At 38.1% G+C, this 21,976-nt stretch carries 25 protein-coding genes and 1 tRNA gene; 24 read left to right on the top strand and 2 right to left on the bottom strand.

The genetic code is table 11. The features are described 5' to 3' along the window. Positions 1 to 167: 167 nt before the first annotated feature. The 20 genes from ACOZBY_RS18725 (at position 168) to ACOZBY_RS18630 (ending at position 17,351) form a co-directional block, all read left to right on the top strand. Entirely contained in the window at positions 168 to 1,010 is an 843-nt protein-coding gene (locus ACOZBY_RS18725) for a YitT family protein (RefSeq protein WP_031417809.1), read from the top strand. Positions 1,011 to 1,062: 52 nt separating this feature from the next. Further along, positions 1,063 to 1,380 carry a cytochrome c551 gene (gene cccB, locus ACOZBY_RS18720; RefSeq protein WP_031417808.1) on the top strand — a complete coding sequence of 106 codons (318 nt, stop codon included), beginning with the start codon at positions 1,063 to 1,065 and terminating at the stop codon, positions 1,378 to 1,380. A gap of 122 nt (positions 1,381 to 1,502) precedes the next feature. Beyond that, entirely contained in the window at positions 1,503 to 2,438 is a 936-nt protein-coding gene (gene hprK / locus ACOZBY_RS18715) for an HPr(Ser) kinase/phosphatase (protein ID WP_031417807.1), read from the top strand. Between the two features lie 45 nt (positions 2,439 to 2,483). Next, positions 2,484 to 3,305 (top strand): prolipoprotein diacylglyceryl transferase, encoded by an 822-nt coding sequence (gene lgt, locus ACOZBY_RS18710; protein WP_012292219.1) that lies wholly within the window; start codon positions 2,484 to 2,486, stop codon positions 3,303 to 3,305. Positions 3,306 to 3,318: 13 nt separating this feature from the next. Next, positions 3,319 to 3,960, top strand: a complete 642-nt coding sequence (ppaX, locus tag ACOZBY_RS18705) for a pyrophosphatase PpaX (protein ID WP_012292220.1) — start codon at positions 3,319 to 3,321, stop codon at positions 3,958 to 3,960. A gap of 5 nt (positions 3,961 to 3,965) precedes the next feature. Continuing rightward, a complete protein-coding gene (locus ACOZBY_RS18700; RefSeq protein ID WP_012292221.1) occupies positions 3,966 to 4,508 on the top strand; it encodes an acyltransferase in 543 nt (180 codons plus the stop codon). Positions 4,509 to 4,758: 250 nt separating this feature from the next. Next, a complete protein-coding gene (locus ACOZBY_RS18695) occupies positions 4,759 to 5,931 on the top strand; it encodes an ATP phosphoribosyltransferase regulatory subunit (RefSeq protein WP_031417804.1) in 1,173 nt (390 codons plus the stop codon). Further along, positions 5,924 to 6,568 (top strand): ATP phosphoribosyltransferase, encoded by a 645-nt coding sequence (hisG, locus tag ACOZBY_RS18690; RefSeq protein WP_012292223.1) that lies wholly within the window; start codon positions 5,924 to 5,926, stop codon positions 6,566 to 6,568. The genes ACOZBY_RS18695 and hisG overlap by 8 nt, the downstream gene beginning before the upstream one ends. Before the next feature lie 32 nt (positions 6,569 to 6,600). Then, entirely contained in the window at positions 6,601 to 7,875 is a 1,275-nt protein-coding gene (gene hisD, locus ACOZBY_RS18685; RefSeq protein ID WP_422762603.1) for a histidinol dehydrogenase, read from the top strand. Positions 7,876 to 7,879: 4 nt separating this feature from the next. Next, positions 7,880 to 8,479, top strand: a complete 600-nt coding sequence (gene hisB / locus ACOZBY_RS18680) for an imidazoleglycerol-phosphate dehydratase HisB (RefSeq protein WP_422762602.1) — start codon at positions 7,880 to 7,882, stop codon at positions 8,477 to 8,479. Next, a complete protein-coding gene (gene hisH, locus ACOZBY_RS18675; RefSeq protein ID WP_422762601.1) occupies positions 8,476 to 9,108 on the top strand; it encodes an imidazole glycerol phosphate synthase subunit HisH in 633 nt (210 codons plus the stop codon). The genes hisB and hisH overlap by 4 nt, the downstream gene beginning before the upstream one ends. Beyond that, positions 9,102 to 9,863 (top strand): imidazole glycerol phosphate synthase subunit HisF, encoded by a 762-nt coding sequence (gene hisF / locus ACOZBY_RS18670; protein WP_012292227.1) that lies wholly within the window; start codon positions 9,102 to 9,104, stop codon positions 9,861 to 9,863. Before hisH ends, hisF begins: the two co-directional genes overlap by 7 nt. Further along, positions 9,860 to 10,477, top strand: coding sequence for a bifunctional phosphoribosyl-AMP cyclohydrolase/phosphoribosyl-ATP diphosphatase HisIE (hisIE, locus tag ACOZBY_RS18665; protein WP_031417799.1), 618 nt, complete (start codon positions 9,860 to 9,862; stop codon positions 10,475 to 10,477). The genes hisF and hisIE overlap by 4 nt, the downstream gene beginning before the upstream one ends. A 90-nt stretch (positions 10,478 to 10,567) precedes the next feature. Then, positions 10,568 to 12,091: a tetratricopeptide repeat protein gene (locus ACOZBY_RS18660; protein ID WP_422762600.1), complete on the top strand. Its 1,524-nt coding sequence runs from the start codon at positions 10,568 to 10,570 to the stop codon at positions 12,089 to 12,091. A gap of 231 nt (positions 12,092 to 12,322) precedes the next feature. Next, a complete protein-coding gene (gene trxB, locus ACOZBY_RS18655; protein WP_012292230.1) occupies positions 12,323 to 13,267 on the top strand; it encodes a thioredoxin-disulfide reductase in 945 nt (314 codons plus the stop codon). Between the two features lie 328 nt (positions 13,268 to 13,595). Continuing rightward, entirely contained in the window at positions 13,596 to 14,063 is a 468-nt protein-coding gene (locus tag ACOZBY_RS18650; protein WP_281486900.1) for an 8-oxo-dGTP diphosphatase, read from the top strand. 9 nt (positions 14,064 to 14,072) lie between these two features. Next, positions 14,073 to 14,966 carry an RNase adapter RapZ gene (rapZ, locus tag ACOZBY_RS18645; protein ID WP_012292232.1) on the top strand — a complete coding sequence of 298 codons (894 nt, stop codon included), beginning with the start codon at positions 14,073 to 14,075 and terminating at the stop codon, positions 14,964 to 14,966. 4 nt (positions 14,967 to 14,970) lie between these two features. After that, positions 14,971 to 15,939 carry a gluconeogenesis factor YvcK family protein gene (locus ACOZBY_RS18640; RefSeq protein ID WP_012292233.1) on the top strand — a complete coding sequence of 323 codons (969 nt, stop codon included), beginning with the start codon at positions 14,971 to 14,973 and terminating at the stop codon, positions 15,937 to 15,939. Positions 15,940 to 16,032: 93 nt separating this feature from the next. Further along, a complete protein-coding gene (whiA, locus tag ACOZBY_RS18635) occupies positions 16,033 to 16,980 on the top strand; it encodes a DNA-binding protein WhiA (protein WP_008173244.1) in 948 nt (315 codons plus the stop codon). Positions 16,981 to 17,093: 113 nt separating this feature from the next. Further along, positions 17,094 to 17,351: an HPr family phosphocarrier protein gene (locus tag ACOZBY_RS18630; RefSeq protein WP_004228023.1), complete on the top strand. Its 258-nt coding sequence runs from the start codon at positions 17,094 to 17,096 to the stop codon at positions 17,349 to 17,351. 50 nt (positions 17,352 to 17,401) lie between these two features. Here the strand turns inward: ACOZBY_RS18630 and clpP are convergent, their stop codons facing one another. Further along, positions 17,402 to 17,995, bottom strand: coding sequence for an ATP-dependent Clp endopeptidase proteolytic subunit ClpP (gene clpP, locus ACOZBY_RS18625; protein ID WP_008173241.1), 594 nt, complete (start codon positions 17,993 to 17,995; stop codon positions 17,402 to 17,404). A 316-nt stretch (positions 17,996 to 18,311) separates the two neighbouring features. On the opposite strand from clpP, the gene ACOZBY_RS18620 reads away from it, so the two are divergent. The 4 genes from ACOZBY_RS18620 (at position 18,312) to ACOZBY_RS18605 (ending at position 21,188) form a co-directional block, all read left to right on the top strand. Further along, a tRNA-Arg gene (locus ACOZBY_RS18620) sits at positions 18,312 to 18,386 on the top strand. A gap of 500 nt (positions 18,387 to 18,886) precedes the next feature. Continuing rightward, the gene (locus ACOZBY_RS18615) at positions 18,887 to 19,681 is read left to right on the top strand and encodes a basic amino acid ABC transporter substrate-binding protein (RefSeq protein WP_012292235.1); all 795 of its coding nucleotides are present in this window, start codon (positions 18,887 to 18,889) and stop codon (positions 19,679 to 19,681) included. Positions 19,682 to 19,764: 83 nt separating this feature from the next. After that, positions 19,765 to 20,469 carry an amino acid ABC transporter permease gene (locus tag ACOZBY_RS18610; RefSeq protein ID WP_031417795.1) on the top strand — a complete coding sequence of 235 codons (705 nt, stop codon included), beginning with the start codon at positions 19,765 to 19,767 and terminating at the stop codon, positions 20,467 to 20,469. Next, on the top strand, positions 20,466 to 21,188 hold the full coding sequence (locus tag ACOZBY_RS18605) for an amino acid ABC transporter ATP-binding protein (protein WP_012292237.1): 723 nt from the start codon (positions 20,466 to 20,468) through the stop codon (positions 21,186 to 21,188). Before ACOZBY_RS18610 ends, ACOZBY_RS18605 begins: the two co-directional genes overlap by 4 nt. A gap of 54 nt (positions 21,189 to 21,242) precedes the next feature. Here the strand turns inward: ACOZBY_RS18605 and ACOZBY_RS18600 are convergent, their stop codons facing one another. Continuing rightward, positions 21,243 to 21,857, bottom strand: a complete 615-nt coding sequence (locus tag ACOZBY_RS18600) for a spore coat protein (RefSeq protein ID WP_012292238.1) — start codon at positions 21,855 to 21,857, stop codon at positions 21,243 to 21,245. Positions 21,858 to 21,976: the final 119 nt, after the last annotated feature.

The following is a 21,976-nucleotide window of genomic DNA, read 5'->3' as shown; positions in this document are numbered from 1 at the left end:
ACCTATTACTCCTACAATAAGCTATCTTACGTCCGTTTAAGATAGCTTATTTTTTATCCTCCACAATAGCTAATCCCTTCATCAAGATGAAGTTCTCAATGTGTAAAGTATTTGCTATAATCATTTCGTCTTTAAAAAATTCTGATAGTTGAAGTGGGCGTGGGGAAATGAAACATGATGTTAGGGAAAACATTGTGGACTATGTGTATGTTATTGTAGGAGCGGCAGTGATTGCTATTGGTTTTAATGTCTTTTTATTACCAAATCAGGTTGCTTCCGGAGGGGTAAGTGGAATTAGTACAATTTTGCATGGTTTATTTGGCTGGAATCCAGGTATTGTGCAATATGCCTTTAATATTCCACTATTTATTGCTGGTGTTTTATTACTCGGCAAAAAATTTGGCATAAAATCATTTATTGGGACGATTACTTTACCGTTTATTGTCTTGCTAACAAATAGTTGGGAGCCTTGGACGGATAATCCTTTGCTTGGAGCTCTTTTTGGGGGAATTGTAGTTGGTTTAGGAATAGGACTAGTCTTTAAAGGGAATGCTTCTACTGGTGGCACTGATTTACTAGCGCAAATCATTACGAAGTATACAGGATTAACGCTTGGTACAAGTGTACTGTTAATAGATGGAATCATAGCGATTAGTGCAGCAGTTGTTTTTGATTTAGAGAAAGGTTTGTATGCCCTGATTGGACTTTATGTAACAACCAAAACGATTGATATTATTCAGCTAGGTTTTAGCCAATCAAAAATGGTCTATATTATTACGTTGAAACAAGATGAAGTACGTGAAGCCATTTATGCTGAAATTAATCGGGGTGTCACTAAGTTACAAGCATTTGGGGGCTATACAGGAGAAGCGCGACCAGTTCTTATGGTTGTTGTTTATCAGACAGAATTCACAAAGCTGAAACAACTCATTAAAAGCGTTGACCCATCAGCGTTTGTCATTGTTTCGGATGCCTATGAGGTATTAGGAGAAGGTTTCAAACGTGCATAATTTTGGTATAATGGCGGCGTAAGGTAATTATCGATTATGAGGAGGGGTACTAATGAAAAAGGCAATGTTAACATTAGTGTTCGGTTCAGCAATTTTCTTAGCAGCTTGTGGAGGCGGAAATAAAGAGGCAACTAACAATGAAGGTGCCACTGCTCCAGATGGAGAAGCTATCGCAATGAAATCATGTGTTACATGTCATGGTGGCGAGCTACAAGGTGCCAATGGACCAGCATTAAACGATGTAGGTTCTCGTTTATCGGAATCGGAAATTTTAGATATTATTAATAATGGTAAAGGTGGCATGCCTGGAGGAATTGTAAAAGGCGCAGATGCTGAAGCAGTTGCTAAATGGTTAGCTACTAAAAAATAATAATTCAAAAACTAGCGGACTGGAGAGCCGCTAGTTTTTTTCATTAAGAGTAAATACATTTCTTTTATACATAGACATGCTAAAATAAGGAGAACTTTATCCATTGATTGGAGGCTTTTTCATTGGTTGTAGTATTAACGAGAGATGTTATGGAGAAATTTAAGTTAGAGTTATTAGCAGGCGAGGAAGGAATCGGCAGAACGATTGTGACAAGTGACATTTCAAGGCCAGGACTTGAAATGGCCGGGTATTTTACGCATTATCCAGCCAATCGGGTACAATTGCTTGGCAAAACGGAGCTATCCTTTTTTGAAATGTTACCAACAGATGTTAAGCTTGAACGGATGCGCTTACTTTGTTCCCAAGATACACCTGCAATTATAATTTCTCGGGATTTAGAAGTACCTGAGGAGCTGATTCAAGCTTCCAACGAAAAGCATGTTCCTGTTTTTAAAACACATATGACAACAACCAAATTTTCAAGTAGATTGACCAACTATTTAGAGGGCCGATTAGCACCAATGACAGCTGCACATGGTGTACTTGTGGATGTGTATGGCATCGGCATACTAATTATTGGTAAAAGTGGCGTGGGTAAAAGTGAAACAGCACTTGAGCTTGTCAAAAAAGGTCACCGTTTAGTAGCTGACGATTGTGTCGAGATTAGACAAGAATCAGAAAATTTATTAATTGGTAGTCCACCTCCTCTTTTAGAGCATCTATTGGAAATACGAGGCATCGGCATTATTGATATTATGACACTATTTGGTGCAAGTGCAGTCCGCCCATATAAACGTATTACACTCATTATTGAGCTAGAAATTTGGGACCCACAAAAAGTATATGATCGATTAGGCTTAGAAGAAGAAAAGATGAAGATCATTGATACAGAATTGACGAAATTAACAATTCCGGTAAGACCAGGACGAAATGTATCTGTAATTATCGAAGTAGCAGCGATGAATTATCGATTAAAGAAAATGGGTGTAAATGCGGCAGAAGAATTTTCAAGACGTTTAGATGAAGTTATTTCGTCGAACGATGTATTAGATGATTAAAAGTTTACCGATCTTTGGTAACAGATAATTGGAGAGGAGCAAAAGATGGATTTATTACTTTTACAAATTAACCCGATTGCCTTTCATTTGGGGCCAATTCCAGTTCGTTGGTATGGATTGCTCATCGTATCGGGTATTATTTTAGCGTATGTAGTAGGCCAACGAGAGGCCGTAAAGCGAGGATTGCCTGAAGATTTTCTTGCAGACTTATTATTGTGGGCTGTTCCGATATCCATCATTTGTGCGCGCATTTATTATGTGTCAATGAGATGGGATTACTATAGTGAAAATCCAGGTAAAATCATTGAGATATGGAATGGTGGTATTGCCATACACGGTGCGTTAATTGGAGCATTTGTGACGGCTTACATATTTACTCGTATTAAAAATGTAAGCTTCTTACGAGTAGCAGATATTGCAGCACCTAGTATTTTAATTGGACAAATTATAGGTCGCTGGGGTAACTTTATGAACCAAGAGGCTTATGGTGGGCCTGTTTCAAAGGAATTTTTAGAAAATTTAATGTTACCAGATTGGATTATCAATCAAATGTATATTGAAGAATTAGGTACTTATGTACATCCTACATTTTTATATGAATCCGTCTGGAATCTAATAGGGCTGATTATTTTACTGATATTACGAAAAGTAAATTTAAATCGTGGGGAAATTTTCTTCAGTTATTTAATTTGGTATTCCATTGGTCGTTTCTACATTGAAGGAATGCGTACAGATAGTCTTTACCTAGTCGGTGATTTACGCTCAGCTCAAATTGTATCTATTATAGGTATTGTAGTAGGTCTTGGAGCCATTATTTATCGTAGAATAAAGGTTAAACCAGCCATGAAATACTTAGATAATAAATAAGGAGATGTAACATATGGCTGTAAAGGCACTACTATTTGATTTTGATGGAACTTTACTGAATACAAATGAATTAATCATTCAAACATTTATGCATGTTTTAAATGAGAGATTTCCCGGGCAATTTTCGCCAAAAGATTGCTTGAAATTCATTGGTCCCTCACTTAAGCAGACATTTAATGACATTGCACCAGGTGAAGAGGAAGCTTTGATAGCCAAATATCGAGCTTGGAATATAGAGCATCATGATGAACTTGTTAGTCAATACCCAGACGTTGTCTCAACATTAGAGCAATTAAAAGCACAAGGGATTCGTTTGGCGATTGTTTCGACAAAACGGAATGATACGATTGATCGTGGGCTATCTATTCTTGGGGCTACACACCTATTTGATGTGCGTATTGGAACAGATGATGTGCATAATGTGAAGCCAGATCCAGAACCAGTTTTACTTGCATTGGAACGTTTAGGGATCAACAAAGATGATGCAATTATGATTGGAGATAACTCGCATGATATTGAAGCAGGACATCGTGCAGGAGTCAGAGCAGCTGGTGTCGCTTGGGCAATTAAAGGCGAGGCATACTTACAGCAGTTCCAACCAGAGTATATATTGCATCATATGACGGATTTATTGGATATTGTGAAAGAGGGGTAAGTTAGATGGCGCGTAAAACAGAACGTTACCGTGTCGAAGGAGCAAATTCACTGTGGAAAATCTACGACACGGTGTCCTTTTGGAAGGTGATGAAGTGTTTCATTGTCATTCAAATTGGACGCTTCACACCATTTTTACGTGTGAAAAACTGGCTTTATCGAACATTTTTAAAAATGACCATAGGTGAAAAAACTTCACTAGCGTTAATGGTTATGCCAGATACTATGTATCCTGAGCGTATTTTTATTGGAGATAATACAGTAATTGGCTTTAATACGACCATCTTAGCCCATGAATATTTAATAGAGGAATATCGTTTAGGGGATGTCCGTATTGGCCATGAAGTAATGATTGGTGCGAATTCTACAATTTTACCAGGTGTGACAATTGGAGATGGTGCCATTGTTTCTGCCGCAACTCTTGTACATAAGGATGTGCCGGCTGGCTGTCTAGCAGGAGGAAATCCGATGCAAATTATTTATACAGCAGAACAAATGGCAGAGCGTAAGCGTCATGAAGTTGTGCAATGGTGTACACCTAAAAAATAATCAAATTCATATATCTAAAAAGCTAAAGCTACTCCCAAAATTGGGAGTAGCTTTTATTTGTTGGTATTTACTCGTCAAATCTTTTAATTTTAGATTTTCAGGTAGTTGCAACCTTCTTCATAAAGTAATTTAAAGATTTAGATAATTAGAGGGAATACGTTGACTGTTTAACAGAAATAAGTTAAAATTCTTTCATAATCTAATTCTCTAATACTCTAGTGAATTAAAGTGAATGTGAGGAAGTGTTCATATGTCGTCAATAAAAATGTTTGAAAAGCCACTTGGAATGCGTGATACCTTTCCACAAATCTTTGAAAAAGTTGAAGCGGTAAGACAAACAGGTAGAGATTTTTTAACTAAAAGGGGATATGAGTTTATTAAAACACCTGCTGTTGAATATTTTGATACAGTTGGAAAAGCTTCTGCGATCGCTGATACCCATTTATTTAAACTTGTAGATAGTCAGGGAAATACATTAGTGCTCCGACCAGATATGACAACCCCGATTGCTCGGGTGGCCACCTCGAAATTATTGAAAGAAATGATTCCTCAACGTTTAGCTTACTTCGCAAGTGTTTTTCGTGCACAAGAAGCAGAAGGGGGGAGACCAGCAGAATTCGATCAAATGGGTATTGAATTAATAGGGGACCAATCTGTATTTGCTGATGCAGAAGTGATTGTGACAGCAATGGAGCTTTTAAAGCACTTAAAACTAGAAGCGTTTAAAGTAACGATTGGACATGCAGGCATACTAAACTGCATTTTACAAGATTACACAGAGAGTATTGAACAGCAAACTACCCTTAGAACATTACTTGTCCACCGAAATTATGTTGGATTTGAAGAAGCGGTAGATTCATTTAATTTACCTAAAGCTAAAGCAGATGCCCTCCTCCAGTTTATTGAAGAAGCAATGGATGTGAAGGATATCCGCGATATTGAAAAATATGTTCGTAAAAATGATGCATTAGTATATATGCAACAGCTTGCTCAATTATTGGAAATGGCCGACTTAGCTGCTTATGTTACGTTTGATTTTACACTCTCAAGTCATATGAGTTACTACACAGGTATGCTTTTTGAAGTATTTGCCTTAGGTAGTGGTTTTCCATTAGGAAATGGTGGCCGTTACGATGGATTGTTAGAGGTGTTTGGATCAAAGGCTGGTGCGACGGGATTTAGCATTCGTGTCGATCGTTTATTGGAAACATTACATGGGCAATCAGAGATGCAACAAGAAGCAACTGTTGTGCTTTTTGATGAAGAACAATTTGAGGCAGCTTTAATAAAGGTAAACACATTGCGGGCAGCAGGGAAATTAGCTACTTTACAGTTGCGTAGTAGCCTAGTCGATGAAGAAGCCTTTTTAGCTCACTTTACGGAAGTAGTTGTAGTTGGACAGGAGGAAATTGGTAGTGAATGAATTAACAATTGCAATGCCAAAGGGGCGAATCTTTGAAGAGGCCTATCAGATGTTATTGAAGGCAGGTTTTCATTTACCAGAAGAGGTCGAAATGTCGCGTAAATTAATGATTGAAATACCAGAAGAGAAAATTCGCTTTATTTTATCTAAACCAATGGATGTGCCTGTCTACGTTGAGCATGGCGTAGCGGATATCGGTATTGCTGGCAAGGATGTTTTGTTAGAGCAACAGAGAGAGGTACATGAATTACTGGATTTGAATATTAGTAATTGCTATATCGCGTCAGCTGGTTTACCAAATACAGATATGAATGAAATTGCTCCTAGAATTGCGACGAAATATCCGAATATTGCGATGAAATACTATAAAGGTATCGGGGAGCAAGTCGAAATCATTGAGCTTAATGGATCTATTGAATTAGCACCTATGATTGGTTTAGCTGACCGAATTGTCGATATTGTTTCTACAGGACGTACATTAAAAGAGAACGGCTTAGTTGAATATGAATTTATTTCGACTGTGTCGTCTCGGTTAATTGCTAATCCGGTTAGCTATCGTATGAAGGGTGAGCGCATTATTGACCTTGTTAGACGATTAAAGAAATGTGTGAATGAACAAAAAAGTAATCATATCTAGCTACATATGAGTAACTGAAGGGGTTTAATTCAATGAAAATAACTAAACTAGCAAAGGGTATTTCCTTAAAAAGACCACTTGAAGGTGGAAATGAGGAACAGTTAAAAGTTGTAAGACAGGTGTTAACAGATGTGAGGACACAGGGAGACGTAGCGTTACGTGCCTATACAGAACGTTGGGACGGGTATATGCCTACAAGCCTGCGTGTCACGAAGGAGGAAATACAAGAAGCTGTAAATGCTCTTGACCAACAACTCTATCAGGATTTGGTGGAAGCAGCTCAAAATATTCGACTTTATCATGAACAACAGTCACGACAGGGTTATCGCTTAGAGCTAGGTGACGGTTCTTGGCTAGGTCAACGAGTAACAGCTCTAGATGCAGTAGGATTATATGTTCCTGGCGGTACAGCTGCCTATCCCTCATCGGTGCTAATGAATGTGATTCCAGCACAGGTAGCAGGTGTGAAGCGTATTGTGATTGCTTCTCCAGCAGGCCTTGATGGAAAAATGCCAGCAGGTGTCCTAGTGGCGGCTCAGCTTTTAGGAATCGAAGAAATTTATAAAATAGGTGGGGCACAAGCAATTGCTGCTCTTGCTTATGGCACAGAGACCATCGCACCAGTCGATAAAATTACAGGCCCAGGAAATATTTTTGTAGCCCTTGCTAAACGGGAGGTATTTGGGGAAGTTGCCATTGATATGATTGCGGGACCTAGCGAAATTGCAGTACTAGCTGATGACACTGCATTTCCAGACGAAATTGCTGCAGATCTGTTATCTCAAGCAGAACATGACCGATTAGCTTGTGCTGTTCTCGTCACGACCTCAGAGGAATTGGCCAAAAAGGTAGCTGAAGAAGTTGAAAAGCAATTGGAGATTTTACCACGTCAAGAAGTAGCGCGTGCTTCAATCGAAAATTTTGGGGTCATTTATATAGCTGAAACGGTATCAGATGCAGTGGAAGCGATTAATTCATTAGCACCGGAGCATTTAGAAATTATGACAAATAATGCTGAGGCGATCGCTGAACAAATAAGGCATGCAGGTGGTATTTTTATTGGTCGTTTTAGTTCAGAGCCTGTTGGTGACTATTTTGCGGGGACCAATCATGTGTTACCAACTAATAGCACAGCACGTTTTGCTAGTGGCTTAAACGTAGATGATTTTGTGAAAAAATCAAGTGTTGTTTATTACAGTGAAAAAACTTGGCAAGTCAATGCACCAAAAATTGCCCGTCTCGCACGTATGGAAGGTTTAGAGGGCCATGCACGTGCAGTGGAATCTCGCGGATGGAAGAAGGAATAGTACAATGACGGAAAAGAAACGATATGCACAAGTAGAGCGAACAACCAATGAAACGCAAATTTCGGTAGCCATCGATTTAGATGGTGAAGGGAAGGCAGATATTAAAACGGGCGTAGGTTTTATGGATCATATGCTGGATTTATTTATCAAGCATGGTCTTTTTAATGGGACCATCCAAGCGAATGGGGATACCTATATTGATGATCATCATACATCGGAGGATCTAGGCATTGTGTTAGGGCAAGCTATTCGAGAAGCACTTGGTGATAAAAAGGGCATTAAACGCTATGGAACGGCATTTGTACCTATGGATGATGCACTTGCGCAGGTGGTGGTTGATTGCTCGAATCGCCCCCATTTAGAATACCGTGTGCCCCCTTTAAAAGAAAAGGTGGGAACTTTTGATACAGAATTAGTGCATGAATTTTTGTGGAAATTTGCCTTAGAGGCACGAATGAATGTACATGTGATTGTACCCTATGGGCATAATACGCACCATATTATTGAGGCAATTTTTAAAGCATTAGCTAGGGCGATTGATGCTGCCGTAGAAATTGATCCACGTGTTAAAGGAGTACCATCGACTAAGGGGCTGTTAACGTGAAAATAGGTGTGGTTGATTATGGTATGGGAAATTTATTTAGTGTGGTACAAGCTTTGAATCGACTTGGCTGTGAGGTCATAGTGACAGCCAATCAACAATTGCTAGATACTACAGATGCACTCATATTACCAGGAGTTGGTGCATTCCCAGATGCTAGAAAGCGTTTAGCAGAGACAAAATTAGATTGTTATCTAAAAAATGCCCAAAGCCAGCATCGCCCTCTTTTAGGCATTTGTTTAGGGATGCAATTATTATTTGAAAAAAGTGATGAGGTCACACCAACAAATGGCTTAAGTTTCTTTAAAGGGCATATTAAGCGATTTAGTGGCACAAATGAGGGGCGAGCATATCGGGTGCCACATATGGGCTGGAACGAATTAGTTATGGCGAATCGTCCTGCTTGGTTAGAAAATAGTGCTCCTGCAAAGCATGTCTATTTCGTTCATTCATTTTATGCCACTAATATTGAGAAGTCTGAACTTGTTGCTTATGCAGACTATTGTGGTATACAAGTTCCAGGTATTGTAGCGAAAGGTTCTGTGACAGGTATGCAATTTCACCCTGAAAAATCAGGTGAGCTGGGCGTATATTTATTAGAGCAATGGCTGAAAGGAGTGAAATCATGCTAACGAAACGAATTATTCCTTGCCTCGATGTCAAGGAGGGACGCGTTGTAAAAGGGATACAATTTGTATCCATTCGTGATGCTGGTGACCCAGTGGAGCTAGCAAAATTTTATGATGAACAAGGCGCGGATGAGCTTGTATTTTTAGATATATCTGCTTCACATGAAGGCCGCGAAACAATGATAGAGGTTGTCCAACAAACAGCAGCTACTCTAGCGATTCCGTTTACAGTTGGTGGTGGTATTCGAACGTTGGATGATATGAAGCGTATTTTACGCGCTGGTGCGGATAAAGTTTCTGTCAATACTTCTGCTTTAGAGCGCCCTTCCCTTATTCAAGAAGGCTCTGATTTCTTTGGTGCCCAATGCATCGTGGTAGCAATCGATGCTCGCTATAGTGAAGAGGACGGTACATGGATGGTTTATACACATGGTGGGCGCAATAAAACTACTTGGTCAGCTATAGACTGGGCAAAGGAAGCGGTGCGTTTAGGAGCTGGTGAGATTTTATTAACTAGTATGAATCAAGATGGAGAAAAATCTGGCTTTGATTTGGGATTAACAAAAGCGGTACGAGAGGCTGTGTCAGTCCCAGTTATTGCAAGTGGTGGGGCAGGTTATGCCGAACATTTTTACGAAGTATTAGCCGAAGAAGTTGATGCAGATGCAGCACTTGCAGCTTCTATCTTCCATTATAAAGAAACAAGCGTAGCCCAAGTGAAAGAATACTTACGTGCAAAAGGAGTGGCAGTGAGATGATAGAGCGAATTCGATTTGATGAGAAAGGTCTTGTAACGGCAGTAGTACAGGATGCCAATACGAAAGAAGTATTAACGGTGGCTTATATGAATAAAGAGTCATTCGTTAAAACAATGGAATCAGGTGAAACTTGGTTTTATTCTCGTTCACGTCAGGAGCTTTGGCATAAAGGTGCCACAAGTGGTCATACGCAAAAGGTTGTAGCAATTAAAACAGACTGCGATTATGATGCAATAGTTGTGGAAGTATTACCAGAAGGTCCAGCTTGTCATAACGGTACAGCTTCTTGCTTTACGGAGGTTGTACAGCAAAATACTGAGGTAGGTTCTGTAGAAATAATTGCAAAACTTGTCCGTGTAATTGAAAAGCGAGAACAGGAAATGCCTGTGGGAGCTTATACTACATATTTATTTGAGAAGGGCATCGATAAAATCTGTAAAAAAGTAGGTGAGGAAGCAACAGAGGTGGTTATTGGGGCAAAAAATCGCGATGCCGAAGAAGTAAAGTGGGAGGCAGCTGATTTAATTTATCACCTTCTAGTATTACTACAAGAACAAAAAGTAAGTATATATGATGTCCTAGATGTGTTGAAAAAACGTCACGAGGAGAAATAACAGCATATTATAAATTGTGTGGTATAATAGGGTTTACTGTGTAAAGGAACGTTTAATACGTTCCTTATTTCTTGTTTCGGAGGAAATGTATTGGAAAAGAAACGTCAAAATAAGAACCAATCAAATATAGTGTCGTTCATTCCAACAGGCGACTATTATTATAAAAAATCAATTCAAGCTATGAACAGTGGACAAATGAATAAAGCCTATAAATATTTGCAGCGTGCAGTTGATCTTAGCCCTGATGATCCTATGATAATCTTGCAGCTTGCTATTATAGAGTTAGAAGGTCAACGTTTTGAAGAAGCGTATGATTTGCTTCGTCGTGCCTATCAAATTGATCCCGATAATCCAGAAATTATTTTTTACATGGCGGAAGTATCAGGTTGTGTAGGAATCATGCAGGATGCAAAACGCTTTGCTGAGGAGTATTTGCAGTTAGAGCCTGAAGGTGCTTATGCAGATGAAGCAGCAGAAATTTTAGAATTTGTTGCATTTGAGCAAGATGAGTTTGAGGAGCTTGAAGGATCTGGTGAAGATTTATATCGTCAGGAACAGGCTCGCCGTCATATGGAAAAAGGCGACTTTCCTGAAGCTATTACTATTTTAGAAGATTTAATTGAAGATCGCCCAGCCTTTTGGTCGGCGTATAATAATCTTGCACTTGCTTATTTTTATGTGGGAGAAGAGGAACAGGCGAAGGCTCTCTTACATACCGTATTACGTGAAAATAAGGGAAACTTACATGCACTTTGTAACTTAACAGTGATTGCGTATTACGAAAAGAATGAAGAGGATTTGCAAGAGCTATTAAATGTGCTTGTTAAAATTCAGCCATATACATGGGAGCATCGTTATAAACTAGGTGCTACATTAGCTTTAATAGGGCAATATGAATTAGCTTATAAATGGTTGCGCAGTATGCAAAAAAGAGGCTATGTAGGCGACGCGGGCTTTTACTTTTGGTTATCTCATGCCGCTTATTTTTCAGGGCATGAGGAGGTTTCCAAAAGTGCTTGGGGTCAACTGCTAGAGGTAGATCCAGATAAAGAAGGCTTTGAGCCTTGGCGCCAACATGATAACGAATTTGCGCTAGACGCGTTGGAACATGATCGGAATTTCATCGTTGAAAAATTAGAAAGTAGCTATTTAAGTGAGCGCATCTTTGGTCTGTTTTTATTAAAAGCTACGGCTCATAAGCAAGAAATAATCGCCCATCCTAAATGGGTTAATATTGAGCAATTCGGTGCTTTTGAGAAATTATTTTTAGCATATGCACTTGGACATGAATTTGATAAGAAAAATAAAGTAGAGGCAAGCTTTCTACGTGCTGTAAATGTGCCAGAAATTTTATTAATGCAGTACGGCAAATTATCAACATTGATTGTACCTATGTTTCAAATGTGGTTTGTCCTGTGTGAACAAGCTTTAATTCAAAATTACCGTTTTACAAATCCTGTTGCAATTGCAGGAGCAAATGATTATCTATTTAGATCCTCTCAAATGCTCAAAGTAACAAAAAAAGAAATAGCTCAACAATATGGAGTATCTGTTGCCACTTTATCGAAGTATATTGATGAAATTTTAGCTTTTTTACCAAGCAGTCATAATTAGTGTGTGAGCAACATAGTTGAATAACTTTATACTTTCACATACGATGAACATACTAACGTTATCATTAATTTGCCCTGGCAACATTGCGTTCGATTGTTATTCCTTGCTAGTTGCCAATGGTTTATCTTCATCCCCTCTATTGTAAGTTGGGATCATATGTAGGTGACGTTACACTTTCACTACTATTTGTTGAATGAAGATAAAAAGTATTCTGTTTAGGGGGAAGTATTTATGTCGGAAGAAAAAATTTATGATGTAGTCATTATTGGTGCAGGCCCTGCTGGGATGACTGCTGCTGTTTATACATCACGTGCTAATTTGTCAACGCTTATGATTGAACGAGGAATCCCAGGTGGACAAATGGCCAACACTGAAGAAGTAGAAAACTATCCTGGTTTCGATACTATTTTAGGGCCTGAGCTGTCTACCAAAATGTTTGACCATGCTAAAAAATTTGGTGCAGAATATGCCTATGGTGATGTCACAGAAATCATCGATGGGGAAGAATTTAAAACAATTAAATCAGGTACAAAAGAATATAAAACACGTGCCATTATTATTACAACTGGTGCAGAGTATAAAAAAATGGGTGTGCCTGGTGAAAAAGAACTTGGCGGCCGTGGTGTCAGCTACTGTGCAGTTTGTGATGGTGCGTTCTTTAAACAAAAAAATCTGGTAGTTGTTGGCGGCGGAGATTCAGCTGTAGAAGAGGGCGTATATTTAACACGCTTTGCTGATAAAGTAACAATTGTCCACCGTCGTGATAAATTACGTGCACAAAAAATCCTCCAAGATCGTGCCTTTGCCAATGACAAAATTGATTTCATTTGGAATGCTACAGTAAAAGAAATTAATGAAGCAAATGGTAAAGTGGGCAGTGTTACATTGCAATCAACTGTGGATGGAACTGAGTCAGAGTTTACAACAGATGGTGTGTTTGTGTATATCGGTATGCTACCTTTAACAAAGCCATTCGAATCTTTAGGTATTTTAAATGATGCTGGTTATATCCTGACAAATGATAATATGGAAACGACAATTCCAGGTATCTTTGCAGCGGGAGATGTACGTGAAAAATCACTTCGTCAAATTGTTACAGCGACTGGTGATGGCAGTATTGCTGCACAAGCTGTACAGCATTATGTAGAAGAACTATTAGAGAAAATTAATGCATAACATGGCTATTTTAAGGAAAAAAATACAATTTTAATGTGGTTTTAATATTGTTGTAACTTGAATGACATATAAAAGGTGTATGATTTAAATTGTAATTAGCAATCCCCCTTTTATTTTGTTTAGTAGGTTGTTTCCGCCTCAATTAGGTGGGAACAACCTACTTTTTTATTTGTATAGAGTATGAAAAGAGCATGCGCTTTTTTTCATTAATTTCTTAGTTAAAACTAAATTGTTAAATGTCTAGGTATGAGAGTTGTAAATGAGGACAAATCCTGCAGTGTCTTGCTATAATGGAGAGTAGAATGCAAAAGTGATTAGAGGTGTGCCGATGCAAAGAATTGCAAATTTAATTGCCGTAAAAGACGGTAAAGTATTATTACTTCAGAAACCAAGACGAGGTTGGTACGTTGCTCCAGGTGGAAAAATGGAAAGCGGTGAGTCCATCTTTGAGGCTGCTATTCGTGAATTTCAAGAAGAGACAAATGTTATACCTTTACATGTACACCTAAAGGGTGTTTATACGATGGTCATTAAAGAAAATAATGAAGTCGTAGATGAATGGATGCTTTATACATTCGTTGCTAGGGATGTAGAAGGTGTACCGTTTGTAGAAACTAGAGAAGGTAAACTTGCATGGCACCCAGTAGAGGATTTAGCACATTTGCCAATGGCTGAAGGAGATCGCACTAATTTACAATTTGCTGTTTCGCAATCTGGTATTCAGTATGGCACGTTTGACTATACAACGAATTTTGAATTACTTCATCAGAAAATACAAATATCAAAAGAACAATAAAGGAGTTGCATGACAGTGGTGGTTGAAGGCCAACAAAGAACACATGAATTGGTTATTATTACAGGAATGTCTGGAGCTGGGAAGACCGTAGCTATTCAAAGCTTTGAAGATTTAGGGTATTACTGTATTGATAATTTACCACCTGCGTTACTTACAACTTTTTTAACTCTGTTAAGAGATTCTGGAAAAAATAGTACACGTATTGCGGCAGTGATGGATATGCGGGGAGGCAACTTTTTTGATGCGCTTATTGGGGCGTTAGACCATATACTAAAAGAAGGCGACATTGTAGCACGTATTTTATTTTTAGATGCGGATGATGCCACATTAGTAAGACGCTATAAAGAAACAAGGAGGGCCCATCCATTGGCAGTAAGCGGCTTACCTTTAGATGGTATTAAGCAAGAGCGAGCGCTTTTATCGGAAGTAAAGGGTCGTGCTAATTTTGTTTATAACACATCCAACATGAAGCCTAAGCAATTGCGAGAAAAGATAGTCAAAGAATTTGCCAGTGAGGCAGATACTATTTTTACCGTCAACATCATGTCTTTTGGCTTCAAGCATGGTATGCCAATAGATGCAGACCTAGTGTTTGATGTTCGCTTCCTTAAAAATCCTTATTATGTGGAAGAACTACGTCCGAAGACGGGTCTTCAAACAGAAGTTTCCTCCTATGTTTTAGCCTTGGAAGATACGCAAATACTTATACAAAAACTAACAGATTTGTTCGACTTTATGATTCCTCTTTATCGCCAAGAAGGTAAATCACAACTTGTCATCGCTTTTGGCTGTACAGGTGGTCAGCATCGTTCAGTAACTTTAGCGGAGTTTTTTGGGGCTTATTTAGCCAGCAAAGAGAATACGGTTATTACGCATCGTGATATTAATCGTAGAAAGGAATGAGTGAATGGGGAAAAAGCAAACAAAGCTTGTGGTAATTGGTGGTGGAACAGGACTATCTACATTACTTCGTGGGCTCAAGCACCATCCATTTGATATTACTGCTATTGTGACGGTAGCGGATGATGGCGGCTCTTCAGGACGTTTACGAGATGATTATGATATCCCGCCACCAGGTGATGTTCGTAATGTCATTGCGGCATTATCAGATATTGAACCGCTAGTGGAGCAAATGTTTCAATACCGTTTTTCTGCATCAGAGGATTTACGTGGCCATTCCTTAGGGAACTTAATGTTAACAGCACTTACTGATATTACAGGTGATTTTAACCATGCTATAAGTGAGATGGGAAAGGTTTTAAAAGTACATGGCCGTGTAATACCAGCAGCCAATAAAAAAATCAACTTACATGCTGTCTTAGAGGATGGTTCAATCATTGAAGGTGAATCCAAAATCCCAACAGCGACAAAACGCATTGATCGCGTTTTTTTAGTACCCGAAAACGTGCAACCGTTACCAGAAGCTATTCGAGCAATTCAGCGTGCAGACTATATATTAATTGGTCCTGGAAGCTTATACACAAGTATCATTCCAAATCTACTTGTCAAAGAGATTGGGGAATCTGTTGTAAAAGCAAAAGGAAGGAAAATGTATGTATGTAATTTAATGACACAAAAAGGTGAAACCATTTCTTATACAGCAGGTGACCATGTATCTGCCATACATAAGCATGTTGGCGCTTCCTTTATTGATTCGATTTTAGTGAATGACGAAGAACTACCAAATCCTGTAAAAGAATTATATAAAGAGGAAAGAGCAGAGCCAGTGACATTTGATGTGGCAAAGCTTGAAAGTATGGGATTAGAGGTTATAAGGCGCGATATTGCTACAATTCGTCCAGATGGAACGGTTCGACATAATGCTACGAATGTTGCAGAGTGGTTGGTGGATTATGCCGGTATTTATGACCGCTAAGAGAACCAACCGGATAATAGAAACATAAAGTGTTTGTTGTATATGGTAAGATGAACATATACATAGAAATTATGATTGAAAGGGGGGCGTGATATGTCTTTTGCTTCAGAAACGAAAAAGGAATTAACCCAAATAGAAGCGGACAATCATTGTATGAAAGCAGAAGTTTCTGCCCTAATTCGTATGAATGGTTCATTATCCTTTGCGAATAAACAACTAAGCTTGGACGTGCAAACTGAAAACGCTGCAATTGCCAGAAGACTATATACGATTATGAAAAAGTTGTATCCATACAATGTAGAATTGCTAGTTCGTAAGAAAATGCGATTGAAAAAAAATAACGTATATATTTGCCGTGTAAGAGAAGGAGCACGCGAGCTGTTAATTGATTTAGAAATCATCTCAGACGACTTTCAATTTAATCATACGATCTCAAGAAAGCTCATTAAAAAAAATGGCCAAAAAAGAGCCTATTTAAGAGGCGCATTTTTAGCAGGAGGCTCTGTCAATAACCCAGAAACATCCGCCTACCATTTAGAAATTTATTCTTTATATAAAGAACATGGCGAGGCATTGATGGATTTAATGAATGAATTTGAACTCAATGCCAAAACAATCGAACGCAAAAAAGGCTTTGTTACTTATTTAAAGGAAGCAGAAAAAATTTCTGATTTTCTCAATATTGTGGGTGCCCATCAGGCAATGATGAAATTTGAGGATGTTCGGATATTACGAGACATGCGCAATAGTGTCAATCGTATTGTGAACTGTGAAACGGCCAATCTAAATAAAACAATTGGAGCAGCATTACGACAGGTAGAGAATATTCGATTTATTGAAAATTCAATTGGTCTTGATCAACTACCCGAAAAGCTTCGTGAAATTGCACGATTACGAGTAGAGTATCAAGATGTTACGTTAAAAGAGCTTGGCGAAATGGTATCCAGTGGCACTGTCAGCAAATCAGGTGTCAACCATCGTTTAAGAAAAATCGATGAAATAGCAGATGCATTAAGACGCGGTGAAAAAATAGGTGGTTAAGTTTTCATACTTTTCAGGTATGAATGTCATGCGTAATCGCTTATTGTTCTTTTGCTAGTAAGTAAGGTAAGATAAAACTAATAGATGAACGGTAGTGAAGGGGAGTTTTGAGAATGATCGAGAGAAGAGTCCAGGTTAAATTAAAATTAGGACTACAAGCAAGACAAGCGGCACTATTTGTGCAGGAAGCAAATCGTTTCAGTGCGGATATCTTTCTAGAAAAAGATGAAAAAAAAGTTAATGCCAAGTCGATAATGGGTGTCATGAGCTTAGCAGTTGCTAAAGGTACGGAGGTAACTTTAAGTAGTGAAGGCAATGATGCTGAGCAAGCGGTTACAGCATTAGCAACAATTATTGAAAATGAAGATTAACTAACAAGTAAAAAAGCCTCACAGAGGAAATTCTGTGAGGTTTTTTATTACTATTTATTATCAGTACTACGGTGCATAATGTGATCAATTAAACCATACTCTTTTGCACGTTCAGCTGTCATGAAGTTATCACGATCTGTGTCTCTTGCAATAACTTCAAGTGGTTGACCAGTACGTTCAGATAAAATGCCGTTTAATTTTTCACGTAAGAATAAAATACGTTTAGCAGCAATTTCAATTTCTGTCGCCTGGCCTTGTGCCCCACCTAGTGGTTGGTGAATCATTACTTCGGCATTTGGTAATGCAAAGCGTTTACCAGGTTCACCCGCAGCAAGTAGGAATGCACCCATTGATGCAGCCATACCGATACAAATCGTTTGAACTTTTGGCTTAATAATTTGCATTGTGTCATAAATGGCCATACCAGCCGTAATTGATCCACCTGGTGAATTAATGTAAAGAGAAATGTCTTTGTCTGGATCTTCTGCTTGTAGGAAAAGTAATTGTGCGACAATTGAATTAGCCACATTGTCGTCAATAGCACTTCCTAAAAGGATAATGCGGTCTTTAAGTAGACGTGAGTAAATGTCATATGCACGTTCACCACGGCTTGTTTGTTCAATAACTGTAGGAATTAAATTCATGTTAAATCCTCCTTCAAAAAACTAAATTCGATTACCTTTGCTGAAATCTCATTGTTATTTCAGCTGTAACCTTATCATACACATTATAGTCAGGGAAGGTCAAATATTAACCCTGCTAAAGTGAAATTAATTAAATAAAAAAAAATAAATTCTTTTTGTATTATATGGTTGAAATATATGTGATACGTTTGTATAATAGGTAAGGTTATAAGATTGAAAGTACAGAACACTATTTTGCAGGTATGCTCCAAAATGAGGATTATCTACATCATGCTTTTCGTAAGCCTAGGGTGAGTACTTTTTTTTTGTTTTTTTTGCCCTCGTGGTGTAATGGATAACACGTAAGATTCCGGTTCTTGCACTGGGGGTTCGATTCCCTCCGAGGGCGCCATTTTACTGAATATAGATATACTGTAATAGCTCAATCTCCTAATAAGTAGTTTAGCAGCCTGCTTAGTGGAGATAGAGAGGAAAAGTAATGGGAATACTGTCCTAGTTGGCATTATTCCCCTATTTATGCCTTTCAAACCTTCAAAAAAGCAACAACTCCAAATTATTTTTTAGTGAACATACTGACCGTGAAGGCTAGTAATAGCCGAAAAAAAGAATCCTTTCTGAGGGGATTCTTTTTTTTTTGTTTAAATTTATCGAAATTTAGCATTTTTTCAATTGTATATATATTAATTTTAGGTTCATATTCTTGTTATTAATGCATTTTTTTTCTATTTAAATGATTTCTTTATTAATGAATATGAAAAAATATTTAGTTTTATGCGAAAAGTTGTTGTACAAATACTATAATATTAATATAATTGACCTAATAGTCTAATATTTCCGAATTGCGAAAAATAATACGCAGAATGGAAAATTATCGAAATAGGGGGAAATGCAATGAAAAAAACAGCTTGGATGTTACTTATGATACTAGCAGCGCTAACTTTAGCACTTGCAGGATGTGGGACAAAGGATACTGCCTCTTCGGGTAGTACACCTTCAGAAGGTGGAGATGGCAAGAAAGTTTATAAAGTAGGTACAGAAGCGACTTTTGCACCGTTTGAATCTGTTGACGATAAAGGGAAAATTGTGGGGATTGATGTCGATATTTTAAAAGCAATTGCTGATGAAATGGATTTCGAAGTAGAGTGGAATAATATTGGTTGGGAACCCGTTTTCCAAACAATTAAAAATGGTGAAACACATATTGGTGCTTCAGGGATTACCATTACAGATGAGCGCAAAGAATCATTTGATTTTACTGAGCCATACTATGAGTCTCAATTATTAATTGTTGTGAAAGAAGATTCAAAGATTAAATCATTAGATGAATTAAAAGATAAAAAGGTGTCCGTACAAATTAATGCTACTGGTCATATGGCAGCTAAAAAGCTACAGGGTGAAGCAAGTACAAATATCATGGCTTTTGAAAGTCAGCCAATCGCAATTCAAGAGATGTTAAATGGTAATGTTGACGCAGCTATTGGAGACAATGCAGTAGTATACGAATATATTAAAGCGCATCCAGATCAAAAAATTAAAGTTATTCAAGATGATGCATTCGAAAAAGAATACTATGGCTTTATGGTTCAAAAGGGGAATAAAGAGCTATTAGATAAATTAAATGAAGGTTTGAAAAAGATTAAAGAAAACGGCAAATTAAAAGAAATTACAGGTACTGATTTCGAATAACAAACTGGTAATGCCACTCGCAAAGCAGTATGCTAGCGACTCATTTAATGGATGTAACTTTAAAGGGGAAATGGGGTTTTCGGATGGACATCTTTGACCTACGCTGGGACATTGTCTGGAACTACCGAGATATGTTTATACGAGGTATTGGCGTAACACTTATTTTGACACTTAGCGGTTATTTTGGCGGTATTCTTTTAGGCCTATTTTTAGGACTAGGGAAATTATCAAGTAAAAAATGGATATACTGGCCATCAAAATTATATATTGATTTATTCCGTGGAACACCAATGCTTGTTCAAATTTTATTAATACACTTAGCTGTTATTCCAACCATTTTTGGTCATTCTTTAGGATATATGGTCTCAGGGATTACCGCGCTTATTTTAAACTGTGCTGCTTACAATGCTGAAATTTTTCGTGCAGGTATTCAAAGTATTGCAAAGGGGCAAATGGAGGCCGCTCGTTCTCTAGGTCTTACACATAACCAGGCGATGCGTAAGGTTATTTTACCGCAGGCATTTAGACGAATGATCCCGCCATTAGGGAATGAATTCATAGCACTATTAAAGGATTCCTCTCTAGTAACAGTCATTGCTGCACCTGATATTCTATATGCTAGTAAAGTTGTAGCAGGTGCAAGCTTCCGTTTCTGGGAACCGTACATGGTTGCTGCATTACTATATTTAATATTAACTTATGGTGTAACGAAGATTGTTGCATTTATTGAGAAACGATTTAGCAATAGTTATGTCCCTCGTAAGGCAGAAGGGCGGGAAGCAAGATGATAAAAATTGAAAACCTACACAAGTATTTTGGTAAGCTAGAGGTATTAAAAGGGATCGATTATGAAATCCAAGAAAAACAGGTTGTTTGTGTCATTGGACCTTCTGGTTCAGGAAAAAGTACTTTTTTACGTTGCATTAATATGCTAGAAGAAGTAACAGATGGTGCCATTTATATTGAAGATGTGAAGATCAATGATCCTAAAACGAACATTAATGCGATTCGAGCTGAGGTTGGAATGGTATTTCAACAATTTAACCTATTCCCTCATATGAACGTTATCGATAATGTCACGATGGCGCCAATGCAAATTCGTAAAATGAGTCGTTCTGAAGCTGAAGCGCTTGGCCATGAGCTGTTAAATAAGGTAGGTCTCGACAGTAAAGCCTATAATTATCCTGAACAGCTATCAGGTGGACAACAACAACGTGTAGCCATTGCACGTGCGTTAGCGATGAAACCAAAGGCCATTTTATTTGATGAGCCTACTTCAGCACTTGATCCTGAAATGGTAAAAGAGGTATTAGATGTTATGAAAAATCTAGCTGCTGAAGGAATGACGATGGTTGTAGTCACACATGAAATGGGTTTTGCTCGTGAAGTGGGTGATCGTGTAGTCTTTATGGATGGTGGCTATATAGTAGAAGAGGGGTTGCCAGAGGAACTATTCGGAAATCCACAAAGTGAGCGTACTAAAGCATTTTTAGGAAAAGTACTATAATTAGTAAAGGCAGTCCGTGGTGAGAATTTCTCACTATAGACTGCCTTTTGATTTTTAATGAAGGGGATTAGAGGTTGTATCGAATGCATTAAGCATCGTTTGCATATCCTGTTGTGAGTATTGAGGCACTTGATAGTAGCCATGTTTATTTTGGTAAATAGATAATTCGTAGGCCATTTCAATGCAGTTGGGAATACTATCAGCAACAACACGGCGAACTACAGGGTTTGTCGTTTCTGTTGCGGCAGCCGTCATACACTTTGCTACACCCTTCTGAGCGCCTAGTAAGAAACCTGAAATGGCTTCATCATTAATTTCATTAGCATTTTGCATCGGTTTTTTTGGTTGCCCTGGAGTTAAACCGTATTTAAAATCATTTCCTGTTTCCATTTGGTAACGCCCCGTAGGAACAGATGGATCATGACCTGTTTTAAAGGACTCAACAATTGTATTATACATGCCCAATGAAAAATTATATTGACGATCCAAAATGCTGAGTAGTTCTTGATCCTTTACTTGTGGACGTAAAATGATAGCTTGGTTCATACCTGCTATAATTTCACCAATTGCTTCATGCATGTCCATCATTTCGTGGCCACCATGATTTAGGCTATGTTGTTGATTTAAATTTGTTTGATTGGATGATTCATTGTAAAACGATTGTGACAAAATAAACGCCTCCTCAATTAATTTTTGTTGCAGTATTTAGTATGTCAAGCCAAATGAATTTCATACGGTATAAATGCAAAGACAAAAATGTAGACTAACACTAACAAAAGGAAATGCAA

The sequence above is a fragment of the Lysinibacillus sp. NPDC056220 genome (assembly GCF_049315265.1).
GTDB classification, from domain to species: Bacteria; Bacillota; Bacilli; order Bacillales_A; family Planococcaceae; genus Lysinibacillus; species Lysinibacillus pinottii.
Note: the sequence above shows the minus strand (reverse complement) of the source record. Positions and strands in the feature narration are given on the sequence as shown.

Excerpts from the sequence above, each read along its gene's own strand:
- ACOZBY_RS18725 (WP_031417809.1), top strand. The coding sequence starts at position 168 with ATGAAACATGATGTTAGGGAAAACATTGTGGACTATGTGTATGTTATT.
- cccB (WP_031417808.1), top strand. The coding sequence starts at position 1,063 with ATGAAAAAGGCAATGTTAACATTAGTGTTCGGTTCAGCAATTTTCTTA.
- lgt (WP_012292219.1), top strand. The coding sequence starts at position 2,484 with ATGGATTTATTACTTTTACAAATTAACCCGATTGCCTTTCATTTGGGG.
- ppaX (WP_012292220.1), top strand. The coding sequence starts at position 3,319 with ATGGCTGTAAAGGCACTACTATTTGATTTTGATGGAACTTTACTGAAT.
- ACOZBY_RS18700 (WP_012292221.1), top strand. The coding sequence starts at position 3,966 with ATGGCGCGTAAAACAGAACGTTACCGTGTCGAAGGAGCAAATTCACTG.
- ACOZBY_RS18695 (WP_031417804.1), top strand. The coding sequence starts at position 4,759 with ATGTCGTCAATAAAAATGTTTGAAAAGCCACTTGGAATGCGTGATACC.
- hisD (WP_422762603.1), top strand. The coding sequence starts at position 6,601 with ATGAAAATAACTAAACTAGCAAAGGGTATTTCCTTAAAAAGACCACTT.
- hisB (WP_422762602.1), top strand. The coding sequence starts at position 7,880 with ATGACGGAAAAGAAACGATATGCACAAGTAGAGCGAACAACCAATGAA.
- hisF (WP_012292227.1), top strand. The coding sequence starts at position 9,102 with ATGCTAACGAAACGAATTATTCCTTGCCTCGATGTCAAGGAGGGACGC.
- hisIE (WP_031417799.1), top strand. The coding sequence starts at position 9,860 with ATGATAGAGCGAATTCGATTTGATGAGAAAGGTCTTGTAACGGCAGTA.
- trxB (WP_012292230.1), top strand. The coding sequence starts at position 12,323 with ATGTCGGAAGAAAAAATTTATGATGTAGTCATTATTGGTGCAGGCCCT.
- ACOZBY_RS18650 (WP_281486900.1), top strand. The coding sequence starts at position 13,596 with ATGCAAAGAATTGCAAATTTAATTGCCGTAAAAGACGGTAAAGTATTA.
- rapZ (WP_012292232.1), top strand. The coding sequence starts at position 14,073 with ATGACAGTGGTGGTTGAAGGCCAACAAAGAACACATGAATTGGTTATT.
- ACOZBY_RS18640 (WP_012292233.1), top strand. The coding sequence starts at position 14,971 with ATGGGGAAAAAGCAAACAAAGCTTGTGGTAATTGGTGGTGGAACAGGA.
- whiA (WP_008173244.1), top strand. The coding sequence starts at position 16,033 with ATGTCTTTTGCTTCAGAAACGAAAAAGGAATTAACCCAAATAGAAGCG.
- ACOZBY_RS18630 (WP_004228023.1), top strand. The coding sequence starts at position 17,094 with ATGATCGAGAGAAGAGTCCAGGTTAAATTAAAATTAGGACTACAAGCA.
- clpP (WP_008173241.1), bottom strand. The coding sequence starts at position 17,995 with ATGAATTTAATTCCTACAGTTATTGAACAAACAAGCCGTGGTGAACGT.
- ACOZBY_RS18615 (WP_012292235.1), top strand. The coding sequence starts at position 18,887 with ATGAAAAAAACAGCTTGGATGTTACTTATGATACTAGCAGCGCTAACT.
- ACOZBY_RS18610 (WP_031417795.1), top strand. The coding sequence starts at position 19,765 with ATGGACATCTTTGACCTACGCTGGGACATTGTCTGGAACTACCGAGAT.
- ACOZBY_RS18605 (WP_012292237.1), top strand. The coding sequence starts at position 20,466 with ATGATAAAAATTGAAAACCTACACAAGTATTTTGGTAAGCTAGAGGTA.